Consider the following 26,831-nt stretch of genomic DNA (forward strand, 5'->3'; position numbering starts at 1 on the left):
GCTCCTGCGCTGCATAGCGCATCAATCCGCGACAGGAAACCGGCGCTGACGTGACAATGCCGATTTCGACAAAAAGTCGCGGATGACAACTCTGCCGCAAGCGTTTTGCGCGCGGCCGCGCTCAGCGTCCCATATTTTAATTGTTCGACGGCTCTCTTATCGGCCATACTTATTTCCATGCGCACGCCGTCCGGCTATTCATTGACGCGCTTCCCCCTTCCGCCCGGCCGGACCTGCCGAGCGATCCTTCTCGCCCTTTCAATGCTTACGCCGGTTCGCGCTCAGGCCGAGCCGGTGAAGGTGTGGGCGACCGGCGCCTATTCCTTTTCCGACGAGCTTGGCGGTTTCCACATCACCGGCGCCTCGGGCACCGGCACCAAGGAAGATCCGTTGGTCATCTCCGAGGAGCTGAATTCGTCAACGCCGGTGACGCTCACCATCCGCACCACCAAACCGATCCAGCCGTTCAGCACCAACGGCGAATTCGCCAACGGCATCCTGTACATGCGTATCGAGGTGCTCAACAACAGCGGCCAGGCCTGGGTCGAATTCCAGTTCGAGCTGCAGGAGATACTCAACCAGCCGAGCGTGTTCGGCGACGGCCTGTCCTTCGACCAGCGCAACAAGACGCCCGACAACATCCTGTCGAGCGCGTACGCCGATTTCGACCGCGATTTCGAACCCTATGACCGGCTCTTGTTCAAGAGTGGACAGATCGACCCGCTGAAGAGGGGACGCTTCGAGTTTCTGATCACCGACTACACGCCGCGCTGGACGTTCTATCTGGTGCAGGATCCGCGGATACCGACGGGGTAAGCGGCAGACGCCGTGAAAATCGCCACGAAATGCCCTTCGTGATTGGCGAAAGCCGACGAGCGCGTAATCTCCCTCCTTGAGGGGGAGATTACTAACCGCCCAACCTTGCAAATCGTCTCTCGGCGGACGAATGTGCCCGGTATGACTGCCGCCTCCCCCAACAACCGATCCGACCTGGCCGAGTTGCTCGCCTTCTACGCCTCTGCCGGTGTCGACGAAGCGTTGGAGGACGCGCCGGTGAACCGGTTTGCCGGGGCAGCACCGAAGCGCCCCGAGCGCACAACGGCCCCTGCCGCGCCGCCTCGCGAAAACAAGTTTCCGGAACAAGCCGCCGCCAGCCCCGGGCTGGACGCAAGCCGGGTGCCGGACGCGCCGGCGCGTTCCGTTCCGGCCATGGCGACGGTGCCCGACGAGGCACAGGCGGCCCTGGCCCGGCAAATGGCGGCAAGTGCCTCGACGCTCGACGAACTGCGCCAGCACATGGCGTCGTTCGATGGCTGCAACCTCAAATTCACCGCCAAGAACCTGGTCTTTGCCGACGGCAATCCGGAAGGTTCGGTGATGTTGGTCGGCGAGGCGCCCGGCCGCGACGAGGATATTGAGGGCCTGCCCTTCGTCGGCCGCTCGGGCCGGCTGCTCGACCGCATGCTGGCGGCGATCGGGCTTGACCGGACTTCGGTCTATATCGCCAACGTCATTCCCTGGCGGCCACCCGGCAACCGCACGCCGACGCCGCACGAGACCGAAATCTGCCGTCCCTTCATCGAGCGGCAGATAGAGCTGGTCAATCCGAAGGTCCTGGTCAATCTCGGCGGCCCTTCGGCCAAAACCCTGCTCAACACTACCGAGGGCATCCTGCGCCTGCGCGGCAATTGGCAGGTGCACACGACGGTGTCGGGCACTGCCATTCCGGCCATGCCGACGTTGCACCCGGCCTATCTCTTGCGGACGCCGGCGCACAAGAAACTGGCGTGGCGGGATTTTCTCGAGGTGAAAGCGAAGTTGCGAGAGGTGGGCTAGCTAGCTGATCTCCCCCTTGAGGGCCCTTGGAGGGGGAGATGTCGCCGAAGGCGACTGTGGGGTCGTTGCGCGTGGAGCGCCAACGTCCATTTCCGTAAGAAGGTCGCATCCCGTCGAACCCCTTCTGGCCTGCCGGCCATCTCCCCCTCAAAGGGGGAGAAGATTTCGCCTCGGCCTCCGCTATAACCTCCGACGTAATTGAAATCCCTCTCCCGCCGCCTTAATCCTGCCCGATGACAACAGCCCAAACCTCCGCCGGCAGCCTGATCCGCGAATGGCGCACGCGCCGGCGCATGAGCCAGCTTGATCTCGCAATGGAGGCTGAGATTTCCCAGCGTCATCTCTCCTTCGTCGAAAGCGGCCGCGCCGCGCCCTCGCGCGAGATGGTGCTGCATCTGGCCGAGCAGCTTGAGATTCCGCTGCGGCAGCGTAATCAGCTGTTGCTGGCTGCCGGCTTTGCCCCGAGCTTCAGCGAGCGGCCACTCACAGATACGACGCTGGCGCCGGCGCTTGCCGCGGTCGAGAGCGTGCTCAAAGGGCATGAGCCGTTCCCCGCCCTCGCCGTCGACCGGCACTGGAACCTGATTTCCGCCAATGCCGCCATCGGCCCGTTTCTGGCCGATGTTGCCGAGCCGTCGCTGCTCCAGCCGCCGGTCAATGTGCTGCGCCTCAGCCTGCACCCGAACGGCATCGCACCGCGCATCGTCAATCTCGCGGAATGGCGGGCGCATCTGCTGGAGCGGCTGAAACACCAGAACGATGCCGCCGGCGATCCCGTCCTGGTCGAGCTGGAGCGCGAATTGCGAACCTATCCGTCCGGGCTCAAGGGTGCGCGGCCGGTGCCGGTCGAGCCCAACGGCATCGTCCATCCGCTGCGGCTGGCGCATGGCGACCAGGTGCTGTCCTTCATCAGCACCATCACCGTCTTCGGCACGCCGCTTGACGTGACGCTGTCGGAACTGGCGATCGAGTCTTTCTTCCCGGCCGACGAGCAGACGCGAGCGGTGCTGGTGCGGCTGGCGAAGGAACGTGCGGAAGCTAACTGAGCCAACCCCGCGGACCTCCTCACCCCTGTGGTGGCGCTGCCTTGCGCGTTCGGGTGCGTTCCAGGCCGAGTTGGCGCTCGCGCCAGATGATGAACATGCCGGCGGCAACGACGATCACACCGCCGACGAGCGTGTTGATGGTGGCGATATCGCCAAAGGCGAAATAGCCGACGACCACGCCGAGGATCATCGAGGTGTATTCGAACGGCGCCACCACCGAAGCTTCGGCATGGCGGTACGCCGCCGTCATCAAAATCTGCGCCAGCCCGCCACAGAACCCTGCTGCGACCAGCAGACCGGCCTGCAGCGGCGTCAGCGCCTGCCAGCCGAAGGGCAGCGTAAGCAGCGCCATGACACTCGCCGTCGCCGAGAACCACAACACGATGGTCGCTGTTCGTTCAGTCTGGACAAGATTGCGCACGAGCAGGATGGCATTGGCGGAGATTGCTGCAGAAACAAGAGCAGCGATGACGCCCAGCACCTCCTGGTCGCCGAGCGCGACGCCCGACGTGAGCAGCGTCAGCTCCGGCCAGGAGATGATCAGCACGCCGACCAGACCGACCGCAACCGCGCTCCAGCGATAGACGCGAATGGCTTCGCCGAGGAATAGCGAGGAGAACACCACCACCAGCAAAGGCTGGGCATAGTTCAGCGTGATCGCCTCAGGCAGCGGCAGCCGGGTCAGCGCAAAGAAGCCGAGCCCCATGGCGCAAACGCCGACGACACCGCGCGCAATGTGGTTCAGCGGGCGTTTGGTGGCGAACGCCGTGCCCAGTTTTCTCTTGAAGGCCAGGAAGGCGATGATCGGGAAGATGGCGAAGAAGGAGCGGAAGAAGACGATCTGGCCGGCCGGCAAAGTGCCGGCGGCCTTGATGCAGGTTTGCATGCCGACAAAGACCGCCACCGACATGACCTTGAGCATGATCCCGGTGAGAACATTAGAGCGCCGCGCGTCGTCTTCGACGCGTAAAGGACGCTCTGACACTTTAAATCTGCGCATCGTGCTTTCCAAAAATCGACATTGATTTTTGGGCCGATGCGCGCCGGGATGATCGGACAGTTTCCCGCCCGCTTCGTCTCCAGGGCCGGCTTTCACTGTTTTGTTGCTTCCCGGATCTCCGCTGAGATGCGCGTCGAACGACGCGGTAAACAGGCGCCCATGCCGAACTTCGATGTGACGACGGTCATCAAGGCCTCACGATAATGGCGGAAGGGGAACGCTCCGAAATAGGCATTGGCGCAGTTTTGTCGAGTGACCGTTTCGTGTAAAGAGCGCGCAACTTTAGATTTAATGGGCCAGGACACGTCAGCGGCTCCGATAGCGACAGGGAAACCCAAGGGAATGCGAACCGATACCGGCCAGGTCTTCAAGCTCGAAGACTACCGCCCCAACGACTTTTCCATCCCGCAAACCGGCCTCACCTTCCGCCTTTCGCCAGACGCAACGCGTGTCACCGCAGTGCTGACGATCGAACGCCGCGATGGCGCCGCCGTCTCGACGTCGCTGGTGCTGGACGGCGACGGGCTGGTGCTCAAGCGCATTGCCATCGACGGTCGCGAGCTTGCCCCGGCCGAGTATCTCGCCACGCCGGACCAGCTGACCATTTTGAGGCCGCCGGCCCGTTTCCAGCTGCTGCTCGAGACCGAGATCGCGCCGGCCAGCAATGAGGCGCTGATGGGCCTCTACCGCTCCAGCAATGTCTATTGCACGCAATGCGAGGCCGAGGGCTTTCGCCGCATCACCTATTTCCTCGACCGCCCCGACATCCTGTCGGTCTATACCGTGCGTATCGAGGCAAGGTTGGACGAAGCGCCGCTGTTGCTTTCCAACGGCAATCCGGTCGAAAGCGGCGCGCTTGCCGACGGCTGGCACTTTGCAGTCTGGGACGACCCCTTCCCCAAGCCGTCCTATCTGTTTGCGCTCGTGGCCGGCAATCTCGGCAAGGTTGCGGACAGTTTCGTCACCATGTCCGGGCGCGAGGTCGAACTCGGCATCTATGTCGAGCCAGGCAAGGAGGGGCTTGCCGGCTACGCCATGGACGCGCTGAAGCGCTCGATGCAATGGGACGAGCAGGCCTTCGGCCGCGAATACGACCTCGACGTCTTCAACATCGTCGCCGTTTCCGACTTCAACATGGGGGCCATGGAGAACAAGGGCCTCAATATCTTCAACGACAAGTATGTGCTGGCCGACCGGGAAACCGCCACCGATGCCGATTTCGCCAATATCGAGGCGATCATCGCGCATGAGTATTTCCACAACTGGACCGGCAACAGGATCACCTGCCGCGACTGGTTCCAGCTCTGCCTTAAGGAAGGGCTGACGGTCTTTCGCGACCATGAATTCTCCGCCGACCAGCGCTCGCGTGCGGTCAAGCGCATCGCCGAAGTGCGCACGCTCAGGGCGCACCAATTCCCCGAGGACCAGGGACCGCTGGCGCATCCGGTACGGCCGCGCCGCTACCGCGAGATCAACAATTTCTACACGGCGACGGTCTACGAAAAAGGCTCGGAAGTCGTGCGCATGATCCGCACGATTCTCGGGGCCGAGGCTTTCCGCGCCGGCATGGACCTCTATTTCGAGCGCCATGATGGCGAGGCCGCGACGATCGAGGACTTCCTGAAGGTGTTCGAGGACGCCTCCGGGCGCGACCTGTCTCAGTTCGCGCTCTGGTATCACCAGGCGGGCACCCCGAACCTGACCGTCAGTTCGACGCACAATCCGGCGACGCGCGAGTTTACCCTCGAGATCGAGCAGTCGGTGCCGCCGACACCGTCGGAGAGCCGCAAGCGCCTGATGCACATTCCGCTCGCCTTCGGCTTGGTCGGCGCCGGCGGCGAACCGGTCGCCTATGGCGGCGTCGAAGGCGCCACCGTCGAAGACGGTGTCATCCATATCCGCAAGCGCCGACATATGGTGCGCTTCTCAGGCGTCGCCGAGCGGCCGGCGGTGTCGCTCAATCGCGGCTTTTCGGCGCCGATCACACTTTCGGTCGAGCAGAAGGCCGACGACCAGTTCTTCCTCGCCGGCCATGACAGCGATGCCTTCGCGCGCTGGCAGGCGTTCAACACGCTGCTCACCGATGCGCTGATAGCGGCCTTCCGCCAGATCCTCGGCGGCGCGAAGCCGGCTTTCACCGCCAGGCTGACCGGACTTGCCGGCAAGATCGCCGGCGACGAGACCCTGGAACCTGCCTACCGGGCGCTGGCGCTGTCACTTCCGGGCGAGGCCGACATTGCCCGCGACATCGGCACGAACATCGATCCCGACGCCATCTTTGCCGCTCGCGAGGCGTTGGCGCTGGCAATCGCGCGCGCCAATCAGCAAACGTTCACCGACCTATACGGCCGCCTCGCCGGCGACGGGCCGTTCAGCCCCGACGCGGCAAGTGCGGGACGCCGCGCGCTGCGCAACATCCTGCTCGACTACCTCTCGCTGCTGCCGAAAGGTGCTGCGCTCGCCGCCCGGCATTTCGAAACCGCGACCAACATGACCGACCGCGCCGCAGCGCTGACCGTCCTTGCGCACCGCCATGACGGTTCGCCGGAGGCGATCAAGGCGCTGGCCGATTTCGAGGCGCGTTATGGCGCCGATCCGCTGGTCATGGACAAATGGTTCCAGATCCAGGCCAGCGTGCCGGGACGCCGGACAGTCGACACGGTACGCGAGCTGACTGGTCACGCAGCTTTCTCGATGGCCAATCCGAACCGGGTGCGCTCGCTGGTCGGCACATTCGCCAGCGCCAACCAGACCGGCTTCCACCGCGCCGATGGCGAAGGCTACCGGTTTTTTACCCAGACCGTACTCGAGGTTGAAAAACGCAATCCGCAAGTGGCGGCCAGGCTGGCGACAGCGCTGCGCTCGTGGCGCTCGCTGGAGCCGGGCAGGCAAGCCAAGGCCAGGGAAGCGCTGCTGGCCATCGCCGGTGCCGAGAACCTGTCGGCGGATTTGCGGGACATTGTGGAGCGAACGCTGGCCTGATCCCTCCCCCTTGAGGGGACGGTGGACAGCCGCCGAAGGCGGATGGACGGGTGGGGTCGTTGCGGCAGTGCGCGACCTCGACCAACTTCGACCGTGATTGAGAGAGTCGAGCGCTTCGCCGAGGACCCCACCCGGCCCTTCGGGCCACCCTCCCCTCAAGGGGAGGGATTTCAGCGTTATTTCAATCAATTTTTAATGTTTTTCGGCCGCGCCTCTGGACAAGGCGAATCACCTTTGATTCTTTACAGACGATTCGGATTTGCGGTGTTGCCGGATCGTCAAGCGTACGGAAATTCGGGGAGTGCCATTTATGGCCAAGGCGGACGCGTGGGGCGCGCCCGAAGGGACGGCTTTTGAGCGGCGCAAGGCGCGAGGCGACGGCCTCGCCGGCAATACGCGGCTCATCGCTGAACCAGCCTACCGGCGGCTCCTGGCTGCCGAACCCCTTCTGCGCCGTTCGATACCGGCTCTCATCATCATCTTCCTGATCGTCATCGCCGCACTGCGCGTGCTGTCGCTGATGAACGAGCGCGACGAGGCCGAGCGCGACGGCAAGGCGGTGCTGGGTCTCGCCGCCGGCCAGATGGCGAACGCAATCTCGGCCGACCCGACCGCGGCATCCAGCGGTGCAATTGATCTTCTGGAAAGCACGAGCCGCCAGGGCGCCATGGGCAGAAGCCATGTGCTTGTGATCACCGACAGTGCCTTCAAGATCATTGCCGTGTCGCCGCTGTCGACCGGCTGGCAAGGGCGATCGCTGGACAGCCTGGTGCTGGACGGCCAGCCGCTGTTCATGTTCGGCGACCGCGCCGGGGTCATGGATGTCAGCATCGGCGGCCAGGACTGGTACGCGGCGGTGAGCCTGACCCGGGACCGCAAGAACGCCGCCGCCGTGCTGGTGCCGCAGGAAGCGGTGTTCGACAACTGGCGCAAGACCGTCTCGCTCAACGTCACGCTGTTTGTGCTGACAGCCGGCGTGCTGATCATCATCCTCTACGCCTATTTCGGCCAGGCATCGCGCGCCCAGACAGCCGACCGCATCTATCTCGAAGCCCATCAGCGCATCGACATGGCGCTGGTGCGCGGTCGCTGCGGCCTGTGGGACTGGGACATGGTGCGCGGCAAGATGTACTGGTCGCGCTCGATGTACGACATGCTGGGCTACGAGCCCTGCAACTCGATGCTGTCGTTCGGCGAAGTCGACGACATCATCCACCCCGAAGACGGCGACCTGTTCGAGCTCGCCAACAAAATCGTCGAGCGCGAGATCGACCATATCGACCAGGTGTTCCGGATGCGTCACGCCGACGGCCAGTGGGTGTGGATGCGCGCCAGGGCCCAGGTGATCGACCCGGAAGCGCCGGAGATCCAGCTGATCGGCATCGCCGTCGACGTCACCGAACAGCGGCATCTGGCGCTGCGCTCGGAGGCGGCCGACCTGCGCCTGCGGACCGCGATCGAAAACATCAACGAATCCTTCGTGTTGTGGGATGCCGCTCAGCGGCTGATCATGTGCAATTCCAAATACCAGAAGGACAACGGCTTGTCGGACCGCGACGTCATGCCAGGTGCAGCGCGCGCCGTGCTGGAAGAGCGCATGCTGGCCTTCGCCTCGGAACGGCGGCTGGCCAACACCAACGGGCCACAAGGCGGCGCGACGTTCGAGCGGCAGCTTTCCGATGGCCGCTGGCTGCAGGTCAATGAACTGAGGACCCGGGACGGCGGCACCGTCTCCGTCGGCTCCGACATCACCCAGATCAAGCTGCACCAGGAAAAGCTGGTCGACAGCGAGCGCCGGCTGATGGCGACCATCCACGACCTCAGCCTCGCCCGCCGCGCGGAAGAAGAACGCGCCAAGGAGCTGGTGGAGCTCAACCGCGAATACATGAAGGAAACCGAGCGCGCCGAGGCCGCCAACCGGGCCAAGTCCGAGTTCCTGGCCAACATGTCGCATGAACTGCGCACGCCGCTCAACGCCATCATCGGGTTCTCCGAACTGATGGAACAGGGCCTGTTCGGGCCGCTCGGTTCGCCGCGTTACGAGGAATATGCCAACGACATCAACGGCAGCGGCAAATATCTGCTGGGCGTCATCAACGACATACTCGACATGTCGAAGATCGAGGCCGGCCAGTTCTCGGTGGACCGCGAGGAAATCGATCTCTGCCCGCTGATCCGCGAGACGGTGCGGGTGATCTCGCTGCAGGCGGCGGAGAAGTCGATCACCGTCGAAACCCGCATCGCCGATACGATGACGCTGTTCGCCGACCGCCGGGCGATCAAGCAGATCGCCATCAATCTGCTGTCGAATGCGGTGAAGTTCACCGGCCAGGGCGGCCATATCTCGGTGCGCGCCCGCAACACGTCAGGCGCTCTGGTGCTGACCATCGAGGACAATGGCTGCGGCATTCCGAAGGAGGCACTGAGCAAGCTCGGCCGCCCCTTCGAACAGGTGCAGAACCAGTTTTCGAAGAACCACGCCGGCTCCGGCCTCGGCCTTGCCATCTCGCGCTCGCTGGCCGAGCTGCAGGGCGGCGCGCTGAAAATCCGCTCGACCGAAGGCGTCGGCACGATCGTGTCGGTGCGCATTCCGGTGAAGAAGGCGCAGCCGGCGGTAAAGGCGGCGGCCTGACGGCCCGCCAATGCGAGCGGTGCTCTCCGCCGCGTTCAAGGACTGAGTAGCCCCGGTCATGTAAGGGCTCCGGCGGCTTTCGCCGCCGGAGACATATCGCCATTTCACTCCATGCTGTCGTCGCCGCCGTCCCATTGGTGGTGGCGGCCCATGCGGCCTTTCTTTGGGAGTTCGTTGCGCTCGATCTTGCCGTCATTGTTGCGGTCGAGCATGGCGAACACCTTTTTCTCGCGCCCGGTGATGTCGTCCGTGGTCAGCGTGCCGTCGCCCTTGCTGTCGTAGCGGGCAACTATGCGCTTGGCCATTTCCTCGAACCGCGCCTTCTCCAGCGCGTCAGCGAGCTGGGCGACTGTCAGCTTGCCGCCATTATCGGCGACCAGCTTCTTCAGCCGCGCGTTCATGGCGTCGGAAAACTGGTCGAAGCTGATGGTGCCGTTGGAATCCTTCATCGCCTTGTCGAGGCGCATCATGGTGCCCTCGCGCATTCTGGCGCTGGCATTGTTCTCGGCATAGGCGGTGGTGCCGACGGCGCCGGCAAGCGCGACGAAGGCAAGGGCAAGTCCGGTTGTCTTTCTCATGGGTATTCTCCTGTTGCATCGTCACCCCCGATGCGATCCGAAACAGCCGCCAGCGCTTCACGCCCTCACAACCGTTTCGTACGAAGCAAAAGGTCGAAATCCTTTCTGACCTTTTGCGACGTCTCCTTGAGGTGTGCTTCCAGCACACCGAAATCCGGCAGGTCAGTCACCGCCAGAAGCAGATCCGACAGTCCCGGCGGAACGTCATCGCGTTCGAAGGCGCCGGTGAGGCAAAGCCGCGTCATCTGGGTCAGCGCCAGATAGAGCTGGTAGGCTTCGCAAAGCTGCTGCCTGACGTCGGCCTCGGCGAAATCCGGCGACAGATGCGCCAGGATTTCGCCGGTCGCGGTCACCCTGCGGCCGGCTTCGACCTGCCCGGTTATAACCGCCACCTGCGCAATGAATTCGAGGTCGATGAGGCCGCCGGAGATGAGCTTGATGTCCCAGAGATCGCGCGGCGATTTTTCCTTCTCGATCAGCGCGCGCATCTCGGATGCCTCCGCCCTCACCTTGGCGGCGTCGCGCGGCAAGGCCAGAAGTGCCGCCACCTCGGCCTCGACCTCGGCGCAAAGGGCCGCGTCGCCGCCGATGGCGCGCCCCCGGGCCAGCGCCATGTGCTCCCAGGTCCAGGCCTCCTGGCGCTGGTATTTCTTGAAGGCATCGATGTGGGTGGCCACCGGCCCCTTGTTGCCGGATGGCCGCAAGCGCAAATCGAGCTCGTAGAGAACGCCTTCGGCGGTCGGCGCCGAGACAGCCGCGATCAGCCGCTGCGTCATCCTGGTATAGTAGTGCGATGGTGCGAGCGGCTTGTCGCCGTCGGACTCGTCGGCATTCGCGTCGTGGTCGTAGAGCAGAATGAGGTCGACATCGGAGCCGGCGGTGAGCTCGCGGCTGCCGAGTTTGCCCATGCCGAGCAGCGACACGGTGCCGCCGGCGATGCGGCCATGACGCAGCGCGAATTCGGTGGTCACCGCCTGCAATGCGGCGTCGATGGTGAGGTCGGCGAGATCGGAAAAGGCGCGGCCGGCGCGCGCCGGGTCGATCGAGCCGGCGAGCAGCCTGACACCGATCAGGAATTTCTGCTCGGAGGCAAAGATGCGCAAACGGTCGAGCACGTCCTCATAAGCCCGGTCGCCTTCGATGAAAGCGGCCAACCGCGCTGAGAGATAGGCGCGGTTGGGCAGTTCGGTGAGCAGCGCCGGGTCGAGCAGACCGTCGAAGACATGCGGGCGCCTTGTGATGATTGCCGCCAGCCGAGGCGCGGCGCCCATGATCGTCGCCATAAGCTTCAGCAGAGCGGGATTCGACTGCAGCAGCGAAAACAGCTGGATGCCGGCGGGCAGGCCGGCGAGGAATTCATCGAAGCGAACCAGCGCCTCGTCGGCCCGGCGCGTCTGGCCGAAGGCTTTGAGCAGCGCCGGCGTCAGTTCGGTCAGCCGCTCGCGCGCTTCCGCCGACTGGGTGGCGCGATAGCGGCCGAAATGCCAGCCCCGAATGACGCGGCAGATGTCGCTTGGCCGCTGGAAGCCAAGGCCATGCAAGGTCTGCAGCGTGTCGGGATCGTCGACATCGCCGGTGAAGACCAGATTGCCGACGCCGGCCGACAATTCAGGCGCGGTCTCGAACAGCGCGGCGTAATGGCGCTCGACCTCATGCAAAGCCGCGCGAAAGGTTTCGGCAAATCTGGCGGCATCGGCAAAGCCCAGCATATGGGCGATGCGTTCCAGCCCTTCATCATCGTCGGGCAGAATATGCGTCTGCTCGTCGGCGACCATCTGGATGGCGTGTTCCACGCCGCGCAGAAACCAATATTGCTGCGTGAGCGCGTCGCGTGCATCGGCGGTGATCCAGTTGCGCGCCGCCAGCGCACCCAGCATCGGCACAGTCTCGCGGCCGCGCAGCTCCGGAAAACGGCCGCCGGCGATCAGTTGCTGGGTCTGGACGAAGAATTCGATTTCGCGAATGCCGCCGCGGCCGAGCTTGACGTTGTGTCCTTTGACCGCGATCTCGCCATGACCCTTGTGGGCATGGATCTGGCGCTTGATCGAATGAACGTCGGCGATCGCCGCATAGTCCATGTATTTGCGCCAGACATAGGGCTGCAATTCCCGCAGGAACGCGTCCCCGGCATCGAGATCGCCGGCCACGGGACGCGCCTTGATCATGGCGGCGCGCTCCCAGTTCTGGCCGCGCGCCTCATAGTAGCGAAGTGCTCCCTCGACCGGGATCGCCAGCGGCGTCGAGCCTGGATCGGGACGAAGCCTCAAATCGGTGCGGAAGACATAGCCGTGCCCGGTGCGGTCCTGCAGGATGCGGACCAGCCTGCGGGTCAGGCGCGCAAACAGCTCTGTGGCGTCGAGCGGATCGACGATCGCCGGCGCATCCGGATCGAAGAAGACGACGAGGTCGATGTCGGAGGAGAAATTCAGTTCATGCGCGCCAAGCTTGCCCATGCCGAGCACGATCCAGCCGGATTGCCGTGACGGATTTTCGGGATCGGGCAATTTGAGCTTGCCTTGGCTGTGCGCCTCGCGCAGCAGGAAGTCGACCGCCGCGCAGGTGCAGGCATCGGCGAGATTGCTGAGGCGCCTTACCGTCAGCGCGGCATCGGCCTCGCCGGAGAGGTCTGCAAGTGCGATCAGGAAGTGAGCTTCACCCTTCCACTGCCTGAGTTCCATCATCAGGCTGGATTCGGAAACGGTCTCGGAAAAGGCGGCCTTGCCGATCGCTTCGGCGATGGCGAGCAGCCGAGCCTCGACACTGCCATCGAACAGCGCGTCGAGGAATCGCGGCCGGCGGCGCGCAACATCGCGGAGGAAGGGCGAGAGATCGAAGACGGCAGCGAGAAACTCCTGTGCGGTGCCCTTGCCTCCTAGGAATTTCGCCAGCCGCGGCAGGTTCTCGTCCTTGGCATCGCCAGCGATCTCCGACAGTTCACGCCGGGCGCGGGCCTCATCCAGCGGCGCGAGCTGCGCCGCCAGTTGCAGGCGCCATTCGGTCTCGATCCGTTTCGCAGCCATCCTCACCGCCATCAATGGTCCTCCCGCGCCGGGAAGCTCATGATAACGGACAATCCGGGATTGGCAGGCAGAAGTTCAAGCCGGCCATTGTGAAAAGTCATGATCGCCTTGGCGAGGCTGAGGCCAAGACCGGATCCCGGCTGCGAGCGGCTCTTTTCCAGCCGCACGAAGCGCTCGGTCGCCCTGGCGCGGTCGGCATCGTCGGGGATGCCATGGCCATTGTCGGAAACGGAAAGGCGGATTTCGTGACCGACGCGCTGCAGGGCTACGCGCACGGCAGGCTTTTCCGTCGCATCGGTCGAGTATTTGATGGCGTTGTCGACGATGTTCGACAGTGCCTGGCCGATCAGCTCGCGGTTGCCATCGACGGAAATATTCCCGTTCGCGGCAGTTTCAAGCACCACGCCAGCCTCCTCCGCCACCGGCTCATAAAGCTCGACAACGTCATGCACCGCGGCGGCGAGATCGACCTTGCTGGTGCTCTCCGAGGAATAGCCGGCCTCCAGCCTGGAGATCATCAGGATGGCGTTGAAGGTTTTTATCAGCTGGTCGGATTCGGCGATGGTGCCTTCCAGCGCCTGCCGGTAGTCGGTGGTCTTGTGCTTGCCCGAAAGTGTCGCCTCAGCGCGGTTGCGCAGTCTGGTCAGCGGCGTCTTCAAATCATGGGCGATGTTGTCGGAGACCTGCTTCAGCCCTTCGTTGAGCGTCGCTATCCTGGCCAGCATGGTGTTGAGGTTTTCCGACAGGCGGTCGAACTCATCGCCGGCGCCGGTCACCGGCAGCCGTCCCGTGAGATCGCCGCCCATGATGCGGCGGCTTGCCTCCGAGACGCTGTCGATGCGCTTCAGCGCGGCGCGGCCGACAAGGAACCAGATCAGCAGCCCGCCCAGTCCCATCATGCCCAGCGCCAGCATCAGGGCGCGGCGAACGACGGCGCGGAAGCGCTCGGGTTCGCCGAGATCGCGGCCGACAAGCATGATCATCTGGTTGGGCAGCCGCAGCACCAGCGCGATGGCGTTGTGGCCCTTCTCGCCCTCGGACGGAATTTCGGTCTCGCCGGGCTGCGCGCCGTTCGGGTCGGCAGCCTGGTTGCGCTGCCGTTCGAGCTCACCTTCGCCGAAACGGCGATAGGAGAAGGGTTCGGTCGTCCAGCCATCGGTCTCGAGCACCCCCGGTGCCAGGCTCTGCACGTTGCCGGTGAGGATCTGGCCGTTGACGTCGGCAATGAGATAGAGGTTGGCGCCGGGCTGGCGCGAGCGCTGCTCGACGACGCGCACCAGCCGCGGCAGGCCGCCGCTCTGATAGGCACGGGCGAGGCCGAGCACCTCGTCATTGATGGTCTGCTGGGTCTGGCCGGTCAGCATGCGGGCCGACAACGACGTCATGTAGAAGACCAGCAACACGGCACATAGCGCGAAAAGCAGGAAATAAAGCGCTGAAAGCCGCGCCGCCGTCGTCCTCATGATGGCCGGCAGGGAAAGGGCCATCGAGTTCTAGCTCATGATGAGATTTGGCTGAAATCTCACCATGACCTACCCCTTTGTTGGAGCATGATCTTCTCCAAAAACCGGTACCCACTTTTTGGGATCATGCTCTAGCCGCTCTTCAGCATATAGCCGGCGCCGCGAACCGTATGCAGGATCGGCTTGTCGAAACCCTTCTCGATCTTGCCACGCAGGCGCGAGACGTGAACGTCGATGACGTTGGTCTGCGGATCGAAATGATAGTCCCAGACATTTTCGAGCAGCATGGTGCGCGTCACCACCTGGCCGGCATGGCGCATCAGATATTCGAGCAGGCGGAATTCGCGCGGCTGCAGCGTGATCTCGCGCGCCGCGCGCTTGACCGAATGGGACAGCCGGTCAAGCTCGAGATCGCCGACCCGGTAGACGGTTTCGGCCTCCCTGGCGCTGGCGCGGCGGTTCAGCACCTCGACGCGGGCGAGCAATTCGGAAAAGGCATAGGGCTTGGTCAGATAGTCGTCCCCGCCGGCGCGCAGACCGGTGACGCGGTCATCGACTTCGCCCAGCGCCGACAGGATCAGCACCGGCGTGGTGTTGCCGCGCGAGCGCAGGCCGGCAATGACGGAGAGCCCGTCGCGGCGTGGCATCATGCGGTCGACGACCATCACGTCATAGTCGCCGGCATCGGCCAGCGCAAAGCCGGTTTCGCCGTCGCCGGCGACATGGGCGGTGTGCCCAGCCTCGGCAAAGGCCTTCTGCATATAGTCGGCCGCCTCGCGATCGTCTTCTATGACGAGAATCTTCATAGAGCCGTTATACGCGATTTCTCCGGAAGATTGAGGGGCCGCCATGAGCGCAAAAGCTTTCGTTCAAGCATGTCGTTTTGCCAAAACCGCCGTGCACTTTTGGGCGACATGCTTCGCTGTTAGAGCGGCAGCGGGCGATGGGGGCCCGCTGCCGCCGGGGGCAGAACACGATGACTGACTAACGCGTTCGGCCCCTTGCTTCCCGTGCGGCGGCTCGGGGGTGTTGAAACCGCCGCACTGGAAACTGTGTGATGTCAGCCTTTGGCGACTGGCAGCGCGACGAAGCGGTTTGAATCGTCGCGGGTGATCTGCATCAGCACCGCCTTGCGGCCGGACTTGACCGCATCGGCCATCGCCTTGGCGACGTCTTCGGTGCCGTTCACCTCCGTCGAGTTGACCGAGGTGATGACATCGCCGGGCTGGATGCCGCGGTCGGCGGCATCGCTGTCGGGATCGACATCGGTCACCACCAGGCCCTTGCCGTTTTCCGACTTGGTGACGGTGAGGCCGAGATCGGCCAGCGCGGCGGGCTTTGCCGGTGCCGCGGGCTGCTGCGGGTCGGCCGAGGCCTGCTTGTCAGTGGATGGCAGCGTGCCGAGATCGACCTTGATGGTCTGGCTCTTGCCGTCGCGCCACACCGTGACGTCGACCGACTTGCCGGGTGGGTAGGCGCCGATCAGACGAGCCAGTTCCTTCGGCGATGCGACGTCCTTGCCTTCGACCTGGGTGATCACGTCACCGGCGGTGATGCCGGCCTTCTTGCCGGGGCCACCGTCCTGGGCGCCCGAAACCAGAGCCCCGTTCTGCGACTTCAGGCCCAGCGATTCGGCTATGTCCGATGTAACCGGCTGGATTTCGACGCCGAGCCAGCCACGCTGCACCGAGCCGCTCTTCATCAGATCCTGCACCACCTGCTTGGCGGTCGAGGCCGGAATGTCGAAGGCGATGCCGACGCTTCCGCCCGACGGCGAGAAGATCGCGGTGTTGATGCCGACGACCTGGCCGTTGAGGTTGAAGGTCGGGCCGCCCGAATTGCCGCGGTTGACCGAGGCGTCGATCTGGATGAAGTCGTCGTAGGGACCGGCGCCGATATCACGGCCACGAGCCGAGACGATGCCGGCGGTGACGGTGCCGCCGAGGCCGAACGGATTGCCGACGGCCACCACCCAGTCGCCGACGCGAACCTTGGAATCGTCGGCGAAATCGACATAGGTGAACTTGCCGACGCCATCGACCTTGAGCACTGCCAGATCGGTGCGCGGATCGGTGCCGATCAGCTTGGCGTCAAGCTCCTTGCCGTCATTCATTACCACTGTGAAGGCGGAGCCTTCCTCGACGACATGGTTGTTGGTGACGAGATAGCCGTCATCGGAGATGAAGAAGCCAGAACCCTGCGCCACCGGACGCGGCTGGTCGTTGTTATGGTCGCGGTGGCTGAAGCGACGATTGCCGCCGTCATGGCCGTTCTGATCACCAAAGCCGCGGAATTGCTTGAAGAACTGGCGCAGCTGCGGATTGTCGGGCAGGTTGTTCATGCCGTCCGGATCGTCGGACTGGTCGGAGCCGTCATCGGCGGCAGGCTCGATCTTGGCCTTGACCTTGACGCTGACCACGGCCGGCGAAACGCGCTCAACGACATCGGCAAAGCCCGGTACCTGCGGCGCTTCGACCCGCACGGCATCGGCCAGAACGGGAGCTGTACCAGTGGCAACGGCGCCGAAACCGATGCCGCCGGCAATGGCCAGCGAAGCGGCGGCGGCCAACAGGCGCTGGCGGGTGCGGGAATATGGGTTGGGGGCGATAGTCATGGGTCTCGTATCCTCTTTTCACTGGATGCGGCTCAGGCAGAGCATCCTCGGACAAGAGAAATAGAGAGGCGCACATTACGGCGCCATTTCCGGTGCATGAAAGTTTTGTAATGTTGGGCGGTCGCACAAATCGCTTGGTTGCGCTCGCCTGCTGCCCTATGGTGTACACAACTCAGCACAAGGCTTTCACAATGACAGCAAGCACCACCATGACCATTCGAGTCTCGTCCGAGACCAAGCTGAAGCTGGAGCAGATCGCTACCGATACCAGGCGTAGTAAATCGTTCCTCGCCGCCGAGGCGGTCTCAGCCTATGTCGATCGCGAGCTGGATATCATCGAAGGCATAAAACGTGGCATGGCCGACGCAGAGGCTGGCCGCGTCGTGCCCCACGACGACGCCATGGCGGAGGTCGACGCGGTGATCGAAGCAGCGAAAGCTAGGCGCGCAGGCAAGGCGTGAAGCGGTTCGTCACCTGGTCGCGAGAAGCGCTGGACGATCTCACGCAGCAAGTTGCCTTTATCGCTCAGGACAATCCTGCCGCCGCCCGACGCCTCGCGGACCGTATCCGTGAAATGGGCCGGGGCCTTGGTGATATGGCGACGGGCCGACCTGGCCGGGTAACAGGCACTTATGAGAAGCCCATCGGCCGCCTGCCCTACATCATTGCCTATGAATTGCGCCTGATCGCCGGCCGTCAGAGCATTGTTATCCTGCGCGCCATCCACACGTCGCGGGACTGGCCTTTGGAGGAATGGCCGAGCTAGTCGCTCAGCATCTTGTCCAGCGCCGCCTGTTCCTCGGCGCTCAGCGCCTTGGTTGCCAACGAGCGGCGGGAGCGTGTGGTCAGCACAATGAAAATGCCGCCGACCAGAAGCAGAAGCACCGGCGTGCCCCAAAGCAAGGCGTTGCGCGGGCTGAAGCGCGGCTTCAACAGCACGAACTCGCCGTAGCGCGACACGATATAGTCCATCACCTGCTGGTCGGTATCGCCGGCAACCAGGCGCTGGCGCACCAGGATGCGCAGGTCGCGGGCGAGGTCTGCATCGGATTCGTCGATGGACTGGTTCTGGCAGACCATGCAGCGCAGGCCTTCCGACAGTAGCCGCGCCCTCGCCTCGAGCGCCGGATCGGTGAGAACCTCGTCCGGTTTCACCGCTTGCGCCGCGCCGGCAAACAGCAGCGCCAGAAGCAGGGTGAGCGAGGCCAACGAGAACCTGGTGCTCACGGCGCGCCTGCCGACGGCATGGAGGCTGCCTGCTTGCGGCGGCGCGAGGGTGCGCCAACCCGCAGGCGACGGTCGAGCAGCGACATTGCGGCTCCCGCCATCATCACCAGAGCTCCGCCCCAGATCAGCGTCACCAGCGGCTTCCACCACAGGCGCACCACGACGGATCCATCGGTGCCTTCATCGCCCAGCGACAGATAGAGCTGGCTGAAGCCGATCGTCTCGATGCCGGATTCGGTCGTCGTCGTCTGCCGCACCGGAAAGAAGCGCTTGGCCGAGGTGATTTCGGCTGAAACGCCGCCATCGGCGCCGATCAGGGAAAAGCGGCCGCGCTGCTCGCTGTAGTTCGGACCCTGCGCCGGGAAGAGGCCGTCGAAACGCAGCGTGTGGCCGGAGAGTTCGACGCTCTCGCCGGCATGCATCGACAGTATCCTTTCGGTGCCGAAGCACAGCGTGCCGACAATGCCGAGCGTCGTCAGCCCGAGGCCGAGATGGGCAAGTGCAGTGCCGAACACCGAACGCGGCAGGCCGGCGAAACGGCGCAGCATGATGGCGTGCGACACATTGCCAAAGCCGGACTTGACGGCGAGGTCGGTGAGCGCGCCGCAGACCAGCCAGCAGGCGAGGCCGACACCAAGGGCGGCGAACACCGACGCGCCGTCGATGAACAGCCCGGTGACCAGCATCGCCAGGAGAGCGGCGCCGAAAGCCGCCATCAGGCGCTGGGCGACGGCATAGAGGTCACCGCGCTTCCAGGCTAGCAGCGGCCCGAACGGAACCACGACCAGCAGCGGCACCATCAGCGGGCCGAATGTCAGGTTGAAGAAGGGGGCGCCGACTGAGATCTTGCCGGCCGAAAGCGCTTCGACCGCCAGCGGATAGAGCGTGCCGACCAGCACGGTGGCCGTGGCCGTGGTCAGGAACAGATTGTTGAGGACAAGCGCGCCTTCGCGCGAGATCGGGTGGAACAGGCCGCCGGCCGTCAGCCGCGAGGCGCGCAGCGCAAACAGGGCCAGCGAGCCGCCGATGAACAGCGTCAAAATGCACAGGATGAAGATGCCGCGGGTCGGATCGGTGGCGAAAGCATGCACCGAGGTCAGCACGCCGGAGCGCACCAGGAAGGTGCCGAGCAGCGACAGCGAGAAGGTGAGGATGGCAAGCAGCAGCGTCCAGATCTTGAGCGCCGAACGCTTCTCCATGACGATCGCCGAATGCAGAAGAGCCGTGCCGGCCAGCCACGGCATAAAGGAGGCGTTTTCGACCGGATCCCAGAACCAGAAGCCGCCCCAGCCGAGCTCGTAGTAGGCCCAGTAGGAGCCCATCGCGATGCCGCCGGTGAGGAACATCCAGGCGACCAGCGTCCACGGCCGCACCCAGCGCGCCCAGGAGGCATCGATGCGGCCTTCGATGAGGGCGGCGACCGAGAAGGAAAAGCAGATGGAGAACCCGACATAGCCGAGATAGAGCAGCGGCGGATGGATGGCGAGGCCAAGATCCTGCAGGACCGGGTTGAGATCGCGGCCCTCGATCGGCGCCGGATTGAGCCGGGTGAACGGATTGGATGTCGCCAGGATGAACAGGAAGAAGGTGGCGCCGATCGCCCCTTGCACGGCCAGCACATTGGCGCGCAGCGTCGCCGGCAAATTGGAGCCGAAGACGGCGACCAGCGCACCGAAGAAGGTCAGGATCAGCACCCAGAGCAGCATCGAGCCTTCGTGATTGCCCCAGGTTCCGGTGATCTTGTAGATCAGCGGCTGCAGCGAATGCGAGTTTTCCCACACGCTCGCCACCGAGAAATCGGAACTTGCATAGGCGCCGGCGAGTGCTGCGAACGATAGCGCCGTGAGCGCGAAGCCGGTGACCGTGACGGGACCGCCGACAGCCATCAGCCTCTGGTTGCCGGTACGGGCGCCGATGAGCGGCACCAGCGTCTGCACCAGCGACAGCACGAAGGCGAGGACGAGCGCGAAGTGTCCGGTCTCAACCATTACTGGCTCTTGCTCTCTTGCCACACGCCCTTGGCCTTCAGCCCGTCAGCGACTTCCTTGGGCATGTAGCGCTCGTCATGCTTGGCCAGCACGCTGTCGGCGACGAAAACGCCGTCGGCGCCAAAGCTGCCTTCGGTGATGACGCCCTGCTCCTCGCGGAACAGATCGGGCAGGATGCCGGTATAGCTGACCTTGACCGATTTGTGCGTGTCGGTGACCGAGAACGCAACCGTCGCGCCCTGCCCGCGCACGACCGTGCCCTTTTCGACGAGGCCGCCGAGCCTGATGCGCTGTCCCGGCTGCAAGCTGGCGGTGGTCAGATCGGCGGGCATATAGAAATAGGACGCTTTCTGGCCCAACGCATAGAAGGTCAGCCCGGTGGCGGCGCCGAGGAAGGCAAGACCTCCGACAATCACCGACAATCGCTTCTGCTTGCGCGTCATGTCCTACTCCGTCGCCGTCAGGCCGAGCGAGGCGGCGAAGGCGGCGAATTTCTTCGCTTCCTCACTGTCGGCGCCAAACACGGCAATACCGCGATGCAGCGCGTCGCGCGCCTGGTCGGCCTTGCCCAGCACAACATAGGAACGAATGAGCCGCATCCATCCTTCCTCGTCGCGCGGATTTTGCCGCAATTTTTCGTCGAGGCCGGCGACCATGGTTTCGATCATGGCCTGCCTGTCCTGCGGCGCCATCGACGAGGCGGCATCGACGGCTGCGGCGTCGGGGCCTTTGGCGGGCTCTCCTGACGCGACGCTGCGGTTGGCGGCCTCGGCCAGTGCCCGTTGGACAGCTCCGCGCCATGGCGAATCCTGCGGCAGGGTATCGAGCATTTTCTGCCAAGCCGTGGTTGCCTCGGGTATGCGGCTTTCCTGGGCCAGCGCCATCGCCAAATAGAACGAGGCTTTCGCGTTTCCCGGGTCGAGTTTTAGCGCCTGTTCGAAAGCGGATTGCGCATCGGCCGAAACGATGCCGCCGGCCGCATTGGCGATCGCTTCGCCGAGACCGGCCTCGCGGGCAGCCGTGTCGCCATCGAGGCGGATGGCATTGCGATAGGCGGTCACGGCATCGGGAAAGCGCTGCAGGCGCAGATAGATCGGGGCGAGCACGTCCCAGCCGCGTCCATCGCCAGGGTTGGCGGCAAGATGGGCCTCGGCGCGCGCCACCAACTCGTCGACCGAACTATCGGCCGGATTCTTGGCCAGCCGTTCGGCGAGCGGCTGCGACGGCAGATCCGGCGAGCCGAGCTGGCTGTACAGGCCCCAGCTGAGCAGCGGGACCACCAGCACCGCTGATGTTGCCATCAACCTGGCCGCCCTCGACGGCTGCCGCGCGCCAAGTGCATCGGCTTGACCGACATTGGCTTGACCAACATCTCCCAGGCGAAGGATGCGGCGGGCGATCTCAGTGCGCGCCTCCTCGGCTTCGGCCGGCTGAATCAGGCCGCGCGCGGCGTCACGCTCAAGCTCGGCCAATTGGTCGCGATAGACTTCGAGATCATGGTCGCTGCTGGTCGGAGCGCCCTTGCCGCCGCTGGTCAGCGGCAGCAGCACCGCCAGGCTTGCGCCCAGCGTGAGGAGTGCGGCTATGACCCAGAACAGCATGGTTCTTCCAATAGAGCGAGAGCCCTGCTCTCACAACATGAGGGTGCTGCGACGCTTTGACGGGATTCCGGCCCCGGCCCAATGTTCAGGTCAGCGGCGTCCAGCTGCCGTCGGCGTTGCGGCATGCGGTGCCCCGCGCGGTCTGGCCGGCCGTGCCGGTAAACACCGTATGGGTGTACTGGCGGCAATCCTGCGAGCCGACGCGGTAGGGCTGGGCCGCGACGACTTCGCCGGAATGAGCCGAACTGTCGCTCTTCCACGTCACCTTCTGGCCGCTCGCCGTATATTCGAGCGCCTTGTATTCCGCCTCGAGCGCCTTGCGCTTCTCGGTGCTGTTCAGGCCGCTGCCGATCGATCCGCCGACGAGCCCGCCGGCCATGGCCGAGATGATCGTCGTCGCGACTTTGGCCCCTGAAGGAGGCGACGCGGGCGGGTTGGTGATGGAGATATCCGGGCCACTGCCCTTGCCCAGCGTTCCGCAGCCGGAAAGAGCGAGCAGTGCGGAAACGAGCGCAACGCGAATCTTCATGCCAACAACCGGTTTTCTTGAACGGGATGCGCTGGGGGCCGCGTCATCGGAGGCGTCAGGACGTCATACTATTGATATTTGTCGGAAATTTGGCCGTTCTTAACGGCTTTTGCGCAATCGAGGGGCCGCCATAACACAGGCATTCGGCCGTGTCGATTGGCCCTGGGCAGTACATCATTGCAAGCTCCGCAAGCGCACAACCGCCTTCAGCCCGCCCATCGTGGAGCGTTCCAGCGCCAGCGCCCCGCCATACTCGTTGACGAGGTCGGCAACGATGGCAAGTCCGAGCCCGGTTCCCGGCTTTGTCTCGTCGAGGCGCCGGCCGCGTTTCAAGACATCGCGGGCCTTGTCCTCGGGGATGCCGGGACCGTCATCCTCGATCGATAGCTCGAACAGGCCGGCTGCGGCCGGCGTGACGGATACGGCAACAGTGCTCCTTGCCCATTTCATCGCATTGTCGAGGAGGTTGCCGACCAGTTCCTCCAAATCCTCGCGCTCGCCAGCAAAGACGATGTCGGCCGCCGGCAGCGTAAGCGACAGGCTGACATCAGGCTTGAGTTTTTGCAGCACGCGCACCATGCGCTGCACCAGCGGGGTCACCGGCGTGCGGTAGACGACGCTGTCGCGCTGCGCGGCGACCCGAGCCCGCTGCAGATAATGGTCGACCTGCTTCTGCATCGAGGCGGCCTGGTCGGCGATGAGCTGGCCCTTGGCGCCGCCGAGCGCCCGGCCCTCGTTGATCAAAACTGCGAGCGGCGTCTTCAGCGAATGGGCGAGGTTGCCGACCTGCGTACGCGAGCGCTCGACGATGCGCTTGTTGTTTTCGATCAGCGCATTGGTTTCGTTGGCGAGCGGCTCGATCTCGGCGGGAAACCGGCCATCGAGCCGCTGCGCCGTGCCTTCGCGCACCTGGGCAAGCGCGTTGCGAACCCGGCGCAAGGGCTGGAGGCCGAGCAGGATAGCGATCGCATTGATGGCGATCATGCCGACGCCGAACAGGCTGAGATAGGTCAGCAATCGGCCTTGGAAGGTGGCGATCTCCTGTTCGAGCTCGGTCTTGTTGCCCATCACGCGGAAGCGCGCGGCGCGGTTCTTGGCGTCGAGCACGAATTCGCTCTCGAACACTTCGAGCTGCTCGTCGCCGATACCGTCGGTGGAGTAGCTGCGCTGGAAGCTCGAATTGAACGGCACCTCGGCGACGGTCGGCGACGGGATCGTCGTGGTCATCGAGGACGAATGAAGGTTGCCGTGCACACCTTCGGAAGCCGGCTCCACCGACCAGTACCAGCCCGAATTCGGCTCCGAGAAGCGCAGGTCGCCAAGGTCGGGAGCACCGGTGAGCTGGCCGGATTCGGAAACGCCGACCGAGCCGATCAGATTGAACAGATGCGCCGACAGCAGGCTGTCGAAGCCGCGCTCGCTGGCCTGGCGGTAGAGCGTGGTGATCAGAGTGAAGATGACGATCAGGGTGAGGATCGCCCAGATCGTGGAAAAGCCGATGACGCGGAAGGCCAGCGAGCGCGGCCAGAGCCGCGCCGAAAAAGGCTTCCTTGCTGGTATGGGGAGCGGTTCCGCCTTACGCCTCCGGCTCACGCATGCGATAGCCCATGCCGCGCACGGTTTCGATCATGTCGATGCCCATCTTCTTGCGCAGCCGGCCGACAAAGACCTCGATGGTGTTGGAATCGCGGTCGAAATCCTGGTCGTAGAGATGCTCGACCAGCTCGGTGCGCGACACCACCTCGCCCATATGGTGCATCAGATACGCCAGCAGGCGGAACTCATGCGAGGTCAGCTTCAGCGGCACGCCGTTGACATCGGCCTTGGAGGCCTTGGTGTCGAGGCGCAGCGGCCCGCAAGTGAGCTCGGACGAGGCATGGCCGGCGGCGCGGCGGATCAGCGCCCTCACCCTGGCCAGCACCTCCTCGATGTGGAACGGCTTGGTGACATAGTCGTCGGCGCCGGCATCGATGCCCGACACCTTGTCGCTCCAGCGGTCGCGCGCTGTCAGGATCAGCACCGGCAACTTGCGGCCGTTGCGGCGCCAGCGCTCGACGACGCTGATGCCGTCCATCTGCGGCAGGCCTATGTCGAGCACGACGGCATCGTAGGGCTCGGTGTCGCCGAGGAAATGCCCCTCCTCGCCGTCATAGGAGCGGTCGACGACATAGCCGGCATCGACCAGCGCGTCGGCCAGCTGCCGGTTGAGATCCTTGTCATCTTCTACGACGAGTACGCGCATGATCGGTCAGGCCTGTTGATGGGTCAGATATAGGCCGATTCCGGTGGTCTGGGAAACGAGCCCTGCAAGAGGGAAGATTGGATCAGTTCGCCGGGACGACGATCTCGGAACGGCGCGGACGCTGGCCGTCCTTGCCCGGCACAAGCACGACGATGACGCAGACCTCCTGGCCGCCACGCGTCGTCTGCGAAGCCTTGGCCAGCGTGCCGCCATTCTGCTCGGCAACCTGCTGGCCGATCGCGTAGCAATCCGCCGCGGCTGCCGGCGTCGCTTGCGACGCCAACAGGCCGGCCGCTGTGAGCGCCAGTATCGCGGTTCTGACATGAGAGCGAAGCGTTTTCATGGTCGGCGTTGTAACGCAACTGTGCTGAACGTGAAATGAACGGTGAACGGGTGAAAATCCATCCCCGCAATACCCCCTGCGCGCGCAACGAATGAATGCGATCCTACCGCCCAGTCCCTCAGACCGGGCAATGGATTCATAACCGGAAAACCGGCTGCGCGGCTATGGTGTTTGCGCGCAGGTTCTCAATTCGCAGCCAGATTGGGAACAGGTCAAGGCGAGACCATTCTGAAGGGCCGCCCTAAATAGCGCGGGAAACGCCAAATCATCGGAGTGCGCCATGACGGATAAAGACCTTGCCGACCTTTACCGGGGCTATATCGCTTGCCTGAATGCCCAGGACTGGGCGAAACTTGGAGACTTTGTCGGCGACGAGGTGCAGCACAATGGCGAAATGCTCGGCCTGTCGGGTTATCGCCGTATGCTCGAAGGCGATTTCGAGGCGATTCCCGACCTCCGCTTCAACATCGAACTGCTGGTCTGCCAGCCGCCGCGCGTGGCGGCGCGCCTGCATTTCGACTGTCATCCCAAGGGCGTGCTGTTCGGCCTGCCGGTGAACGGCAAGCGCGTGTCGTTCGCTGAGAATGTTTTCTACGAATTCGGAGAGGGTCGCATCCGCGAGGTGTGGTCAGTCATCGACAAGGCCGAGATCCAGGCGCAAATCTAGGTTGCTTCAATCACTTTGCTCGGTGAGGGCGCGTATCCGCAGCACCCCGTGGTAGAGCGCCAGGTCCTCGTCGTAGCGGGCCTCGGCGAACTCCAAGGACAGGCGGGTCTGGTCGCGCGAGCCGGTGGCGAAAGCGGCGCCGTCAAGGCGCGCCCGGATGCTGTCCATGATCAGACGCGTCTCGGCCTCGCCTTGCGCCTTCGACCAGACATGCAGCGTGATGAGCTGGTCGTCATCATTGTCGGCGCCGGTGTCCAGATCGAATGCGCTGGTCCTGCCATAGGTCACATAAGGGAAGGCGGCACTGTCGGCCGCCTGCTCGCGCAACCCGGCGCCGCCGAGCAGCGCCGTCAGCGAGGCATCGCTCTTCAATCTCATGAACAAGGCTTGCAGCAAATCGCCGGGCGCCGTCATCGTCGTCTCCGTTCGCCTGTCACGCTTTGAACAACCTCAGTTTCGCGCGCAACCTAACCGCGTTGCACGGATTTCGCCAGATGACGATCCGCCTGATGGAAGGCGGCGAATCGGGCGGCATGGCCCTTTCACGGACCGGGTTCTATTTGGCATGCGGGGAGTTTCAAGAAGGGTGTTATGAGGAGCCCTGTTTTCTCCGGCAATTCGAGGTCATTTCATGCGAACGCCACCGCTGCTGCCGGCTTTTGGAAAGCTCGGCGTCAAGCCCCCGGTCGCGATTGCGGCAGCACCCGCCCTGTCGAAGAGGACCGTGGCCCTGCGCATGCGCGAGATACTTTCAATGCATGGCGGCCTGGCCTTGAAGCTGTCGGTGGTGGCCTGGACAATCCTGATCCTGGCGGCGGCATTTTTCATGTCAAAGGCCTGATGCCGATATGACAAACCGCTACGCGTTGCGCATGGACGAGCCCGAGAGCTGGACTATCTTCGACATCTTCACCGGCCAGCCTGTCGAGCTTAAGCAACAGGTGATGGTGGCCATGAATTTGCGCGATGCGGAAGCGATGGCCGACCGCCTGAACAGCCGGGACGTCAAGCGGCGGGCAAAAGCCGACCGCAAGTCCTGACGCACGCTGATCTCAGCCGCTCT

At 64.1% G+C, this 26,831-nt stretch carries 26 protein-coding genes; 10 read left to right on the forward strand and 16 right to left on the reverse strand.

The genetic code is table 11. The annotated features are described in order from the left end of the window. Window positions 1-261 precede the first annotated feature (261 nt). The 3 genes from NKH22_RS13920 to NKH22_RS13930 all read left to right on the forward strand — a co-directional run bounded on the left by NKH22_RS13920 (window position 262) and on the right by NKH22_RS13930 (window position 2,882). Complete coding sequence (locus NKH22_RS13920) at window positions 262-816, forward strand: hypothetical protein (RefSeq protein WP_023698594.1); 555 nt, start codon at window positions 262-264, stop codon at window positions 814-816. A 141-nt stretch (window positions 817-957) separates the two neighbouring features. Next, window positions 958-1,836, forward strand: coding sequence for a uracil-DNA glycosylase (locus NKH22_RS13925; RefSeq protein ID WP_023670194.1), 879 nt, complete (start codon window positions 958-960; stop codon window positions 1,834-1,836). Between the two features lie 233 nt (window positions 1,837-2,069). Beyond that, complete coding sequence (locus tag NKH22_RS13930; RefSeq protein ID WP_023687252.1) at window positions 2,070-2,882, forward strand: helix-turn-helix domain-containing protein; 813 nt, start codon at window positions 2,070-2,072, stop codon at window positions 2,880-2,882. Between the two features lie 19 nt (window positions 2,883-2,901). Here the strand turns inward: NKH22_RS13930 and NKH22_RS13935 are convergent, their stop codons facing one another. Beyond that, window positions 2,902-3,804, reverse strand: a complete 903-nt coding sequence (locus NKH22_RS13935) for a DMT family transporter (protein WP_023687251.1) — start codon at window positions 3,802-3,804, stop codon at window positions 2,902-2,904. Window positions 3,805-3,974: 170 nt separating this feature from the next. After that, entirely contained in the window at window positions 3,975-4,187 is a 213-nt protein-coding gene (locus tag NKH22_RS13940) for a hypothetical protein (protein WP_155921555.1), read from the reverse strand. A 37-nt stretch (window positions 4,188-4,224) separates the two neighbouring features. On the opposite strand from NKH22_RS13940, the gene pepN reads away from it, so the two are divergent. Together pepN and NKH22_RS13950 are read left to right on the forward strand one after the other, a co-directional pair. Further along, window positions 4,225-6,864, forward strand: coding sequence for an aminopeptidase N (gene pepN / locus NKH22_RS13945; RefSeq protein WP_023732017.1), 2,640 nt, complete (start codon window positions 4,225-4,227; stop codon window positions 6,862-6,864). A gap of 310 nt (window positions 6,865-7,174) precedes the next feature. Continuing rightward, a complete protein-coding gene (locus NKH22_RS13950; RefSeq protein ID WP_023670189.1) occupies window positions 7,175-9,496 on the forward strand; it encodes a PAS domain-containing sensor histidine kinase in 2,322 nt (773 codons plus the stop codon). Between the two features lie 104 nt (window positions 9,497-9,600). Here the strand turns inward: NKH22_RS13950 and NKH22_RS13955 are convergent, their stop codons facing one another. From NKH22_RS13955 to NKH22_RS13975, 5 genes are all read right to left on the reverse strand, one after another. Then, window positions 9,601-10,074, reverse strand: coding sequence for an EF-hand domain-containing protein (locus NKH22_RS13955; protein ID WP_023670188.1), 474 nt, complete (start codon window positions 10,072-10,074; stop codon window positions 9,601-9,603). 65 nt (window positions 10,075-10,139) lie between these two features. After that, window positions 10,140-13,094, reverse strand: coding sequence for a bifunctional [glutamine synthetase] adenylyltransferase/[glutamine synthetase]-adenylyl-L-tyrosine phosphorylase (locus NKH22_RS13960; RefSeq protein ID WP_502908570.1), 2,955 nt, complete (start codon window positions 13,092-13,094; stop codon window positions 10,140-10,142). An 11-nt stretch (window positions 13,095-13,105) separates the two neighbouring features. After that, entirely contained in the window at window positions 13,106-14,581 is a 1,476-nt protein-coding gene (locus tag NKH22_RS13965; RefSeq protein ID WP_023698585.1) for a sensor histidine kinase, read from the reverse strand. A gap of 107 nt (window positions 14,582-14,688) precedes the next feature. Continuing rightward, on the reverse strand, window positions 14,689-15,363 hold the full coding sequence (locus NKH22_RS13970; RefSeq protein ID WP_023670185.1) for a response regulator transcription factor: 675 nt from the start codon (window positions 15,361-15,363) through the stop codon (window positions 14,689-14,691). A 254-nt stretch (window positions 15,364-15,617) separates the two neighbouring features. Then, window positions 15,618-17,171: a Do family serine endopeptidase gene (locus NKH22_RS13975; RefSeq protein WP_352909880.1), complete on the reverse strand. Its 1,554-nt coding sequence runs from the start codon at window positions 17,169-17,171 to the stop codon at window positions 15,618-15,620. A 191-nt stretch (window positions 17,172-17,362) separates the two neighbouring features. Here NKH22_RS13975 and NKH22_RS13980 point away from each other — a divergent pair, with 191 nt between their 5' ends. Both NKH22_RS13980 and NKH22_RS13985 read left to right on the forward strand, forming a co-directional pair. Next, a complete protein-coding gene (locus tag NKH22_RS13980) occupies window positions 17,363-17,632 on the forward strand; it encodes a CopG family ribbon-helix-helix protein (protein ID WP_023670183.1) in 270 nt (89 codons plus the stop codon). After that, the gene (locus NKH22_RS13985; RefSeq protein ID WP_023670182.1) at window positions 17,629-17,937 is read left to right on the forward strand and encodes a type II toxin-antitoxin system RelE/ParE family toxin; all 309 of its coding nucleotides are present in this window, start codon (window positions 17,629-17,631) and stop codon (window positions 17,935-17,937) included. Before NKH22_RS13980 ends, NKH22_RS13985 begins: the two co-directional genes overlap by 4 nt. On the opposite strand, the gene NKH22_RS13990 is transcribed toward NKH22_RS13985, so the two are convergent. The 8 genes from NKH22_RS13990 to NKH22_RS14025 form a co-directional block, all read right to left on the reverse strand. Next, the gene (locus NKH22_RS13990) at window positions 17,934-18,398 is read right to left on the reverse strand and encodes a cytochrome c-type biogenesis protein (protein ID WP_023670181.1); all 465 of its coding nucleotides are present in this window, start codon (window positions 18,396-18,398) and stop codon (window positions 17,934-17,936) included. The genes NKH22_RS13985 and NKH22_RS13990 overlap by 4 nt on opposite strands. Next, the gene (locus NKH22_RS13995; protein ID WP_023670180.1) at window positions 18,395-20,386 is read right to left on the reverse strand and encodes a heme lyase CcmF/NrfE family subunit; all 1,992 of its coding nucleotides are present in this window, start codon (window positions 20,384-20,386) and stop codon (window positions 18,395-18,397) included. The genes NKH22_RS13990 and NKH22_RS13995 overlap by 4 nt, the downstream gene beginning before the upstream one ends. Continuing rightward, window positions 20,386-20,829 (reverse strand): cytochrome c maturation protein CcmE, encoded by a 444-nt coding sequence (gene ccmE / locus NKH22_RS14000; protein ID WP_023670179.1) that lies wholly within the window; start codon window positions 20,827-20,829, stop codon window positions 20,386-20,388. The genes NKH22_RS13995 and ccmE overlap by 1 nt, the downstream gene beginning before the upstream one ends. Window positions 20,830-20,832: 3 nt before the next feature. Beyond that, the gene (ccmI, locus tag NKH22_RS14005; protein WP_352909883.1) at window positions 20,833-21,987 is read right to left on the reverse strand and encodes a c-type cytochrome biogenesis protein CcmI; all 1,155 of its coding nucleotides are present in this window, start codon (window positions 21,985-21,987) and stop codon (window positions 20,833-20,835) included. A gap of 85 nt (window positions 21,988-22,072) precedes the next feature. Then, complete coding sequence (locus tag NKH22_RS14010; protein ID WP_023687241.1) at window positions 22,073-22,516, reverse strand: RT0821/Lpp0805 family surface protein; 444 nt, start codon at window positions 22,514-22,516, stop codon at window positions 22,073-22,075. A 174-nt stretch (window positions 22,517-22,690) separates the two neighbouring features. After that, window positions 22,691-24,109: an ATP-binding protein gene (locus NKH22_RS14015; RefSeq protein WP_023754803.1), complete on the reverse strand. Its 1,419-nt coding sequence runs from the start codon at window positions 24,107-24,109 to the stop codon at window positions 22,691-22,693. Then, on the reverse strand, window positions 24,093-24,758 hold the full coding sequence (locus NKH22_RS14020; protein WP_352909886.1) for a response regulator transcription factor: 666 nt from the start codon (window positions 24,756-24,758) through the stop codon (window positions 24,093-24,095). The genes NKH22_RS14015 and NKH22_RS14020 overlap by 17 nt, the downstream gene beginning before the upstream one ends. 82 nt (window positions 24,759-24,840) lie before the next feature. After that, window positions 24,841-25,101: a hypothetical protein gene (locus tag NKH22_RS14025; protein ID WP_023670174.1), complete on the reverse strand. Its 261-nt coding sequence runs from the start codon at window positions 25,099-25,101 to the stop codon at window positions 24,841-24,843. A gap of 280 nt (window positions 25,102-25,381) precedes the next feature. Between NKH22_RS14025 and NKH22_RS14030 the strand changes: the two genes are divergently transcribed. Continuing rightward, window positions 25,382-25,768 carry an ester cyclase gene (locus NKH22_RS14030; RefSeq protein WP_023684533.1) on the forward strand — a complete coding sequence of 129 codons (387 nt, stop codon included), beginning with the start codon at window positions 25,382-25,384 and terminating at the stop codon, window positions 25,766-25,768. A gap of 6 nt (window positions 25,769-25,774) precedes the next feature. Here the strand turns inward: NKH22_RS14030 and NKH22_RS14035 are convergent, their stop codons facing one another. Further along, window positions 25,775-26,182, reverse strand: a complete 408-nt coding sequence (locus NKH22_RS14035; protein WP_023670173.1) for a DUF3168 domain-containing protein — start codon at window positions 26,180-26,182, stop codon at window positions 25,775-25,777. A 217-nt stretch (window positions 26,183-26,399) separates the two neighbouring features. Here NKH22_RS14035 and NKH22_RS14040 point away from each other — a divergent pair, with 217 nt between their 5' ends. Further along, on the forward strand, window positions 26,400-26,609 hold the full coding sequence (locus NKH22_RS14040) for a hypothetical protein (protein ID WP_023727640.1): 210 nt from the start codon (window positions 26,400-26,402) through the stop codon (window positions 26,607-26,609). A 7-nt stretch (window positions 26,610-26,616) separates the two neighbouring features. Further along, window positions 26,617-26,808 carry a hypothetical protein gene (locus NKH22_RS14045; RefSeq protein WP_023684535.1) on the forward strand — a complete coding sequence of 64 codons (192 nt, stop codon included), beginning with the start codon at window positions 26,617-26,619 and terminating at the stop codon, window positions 26,806-26,808. Window positions 26,809-26,831 lie beyond the last annotated feature (23 nt).

Origin of the sequence: Mesorhizobium sp. M1252, assembly GCF_040318265.1 — a bacterium.
In the GTDB taxonomy this organism is placed as follows: domain Bacteria; phylum Pseudomonadota; class Alphaproteobacteria; order Rhizobiales; family Rhizobiaceae; genus Mesorhizobium.

Excerpts from the sequence above, each read along its gene's own strand:
- NKH22_RS13920 (WP_023698594.1), top strand. The coding sequence starts at position 262 with ATGCTTACGCCGGTTCGCGCTCAGGCCGAGCCGGTGAAGGTGTGGGCG.
- NKH22_RS13925 (WP_023670194.1), top strand. The coding sequence starts at position 958 with ATGACTGCCGCCTCCCCCAACAACCGATCCGACCTGGCCGAGTTGCTC.
- NKH22_RS13930 (WP_023687252.1), top strand. The coding sequence starts at position 2,070 with ATGACAACAGCCCAAACCTCCGCCGGCAGCCTGATCCGCGAATGGCGC.
- NKH22_RS13935 (WP_023687251.1), bottom strand. The coding sequence starts at position 3,804 with ATGCTCAAGGTCATGTCGGTGGCGGTCTTTGTCGGCATGCAAACCTGC.
- pepN (WP_023732017.1), top strand. The coding sequence starts at position 4,225 with ATGCGAACCGATACCGGCCAGGTCTTCAAGCTCGAAGACTACCGCCCC.
- NKH22_RS13950 (WP_023670189.1), top strand. The coding sequence starts at position 7,175 with ATGGCCAAGGCGGACGCGTGGGGCGCGCCCGAAGGGACGGCTTTTGAG.
- NKH22_RS13955 (WP_023670188.1), bottom strand. The coding sequence starts at position 10,074 with ATGAGAAAGACAACCGGACTTGCCCTTGCCTTCGTCGCGCTTGCCGGC.
- NKH22_RS13960 (WP_502908570.1), bottom strand. The coding sequence starts at position 13,094 with ATGGCTGCGAAACGGATCGAGACCGAATGGCGCCTGCAACTGGCGGCG.
- NKH22_RS13965 (WP_023698585.1), bottom strand. The coding sequence starts at position 14,581 with ATGGCCCTTTCCCTGCCGGCCATCATGAGGACGACGGCGGCGCGGCTT.
- NKH22_RS13970 (WP_023670185.1), bottom strand. The coding sequence starts at position 15,363 with ATGAAGATTCTCGTCATAGAAGACGATCGCGAGGCGGCCGACTATATG.
- NKH22_RS13975 (WP_352909880.1), bottom strand. The coding sequence starts at position 17,171 with ATGACTATCGCCCCCAACCCATATTCCCGCACCCGCCAGCGCCTGTTG.
- NKH22_RS13980 (WP_023670183.1), top strand. The coding sequence starts at position 17,363 with ATGACAGCAAGCACCACCATGACCATTCGAGTCTCGTCCGAGACCAAG.
- NKH22_RS13995 (WP_023670180.1), bottom strand. The coding sequence starts at position 20,386 with ATGGTTGAGACCGGACACTTCGCGCTCGTCCTCGCCTTCGTGCTGTCG.
- ccmE (WP_023670179.1), bottom strand. The coding sequence starts at position 20,829 with ATGACGCGCAAGCAGAAGCGATTGTCGGTGATTGTCGGAGGTCTTGCC.
- ccmI (WP_352909883.1), bottom strand. The coding sequence starts at position 21,987 with ATGCTGTTCTGGGTCATAGCCGCACTCCTCACGCTGGGCGCAAGCCTG.
- NKH22_RS14010 (WP_023687241.1), bottom strand. The coding sequence starts at position 22,516 with ATGAAGATTCGCGTTGCGCTCGTTTCCGCACTGCTCGCTCTTTCCGGC.
- NKH22_RS14020 (WP_352909886.1), bottom strand. The coding sequence starts at position 24,758 with ATGCGCGTACTCGTCGTAGAAGATGACAAGGATCTCAACCGGCAGCTG.
- NKH22_RS14025 (WP_023670174.1), bottom strand. The coding sequence starts at position 25,101 with ATGAAAACGCTTCGCTCTCATGTCAGAACCGCGATACTGGCGCTCACA.
- NKH22_RS14030 (WP_023684533.1), top strand. The coding sequence starts at position 25,382 with ATGACGGATAAAGACCTTGCCGACCTTTACCGGGGCTATATCGCTTGC.
- NKH22_RS14035 (WP_023670173.1), bottom strand. The coding sequence starts at position 26,182 with ATGACGGCGCCCGGCGATTTGCTGCAAGCCTTGTTCATGAGATTGAAG.
- NKH22_RS14040 (WP_023727640.1), top strand. The coding sequence starts at position 26,400 with ATGCGAACGCCACCGCTGCTGCCGGCTTTTGGAAAGCTCGGCGTCAAG.
- NKH22_RS14045 (WP_023684535.1), top strand. The coding sequence starts at position 26,617 with ATGACAAACCGCTACGCGTTGCGCATGGACGAGCCCGAGAGCTGGACT.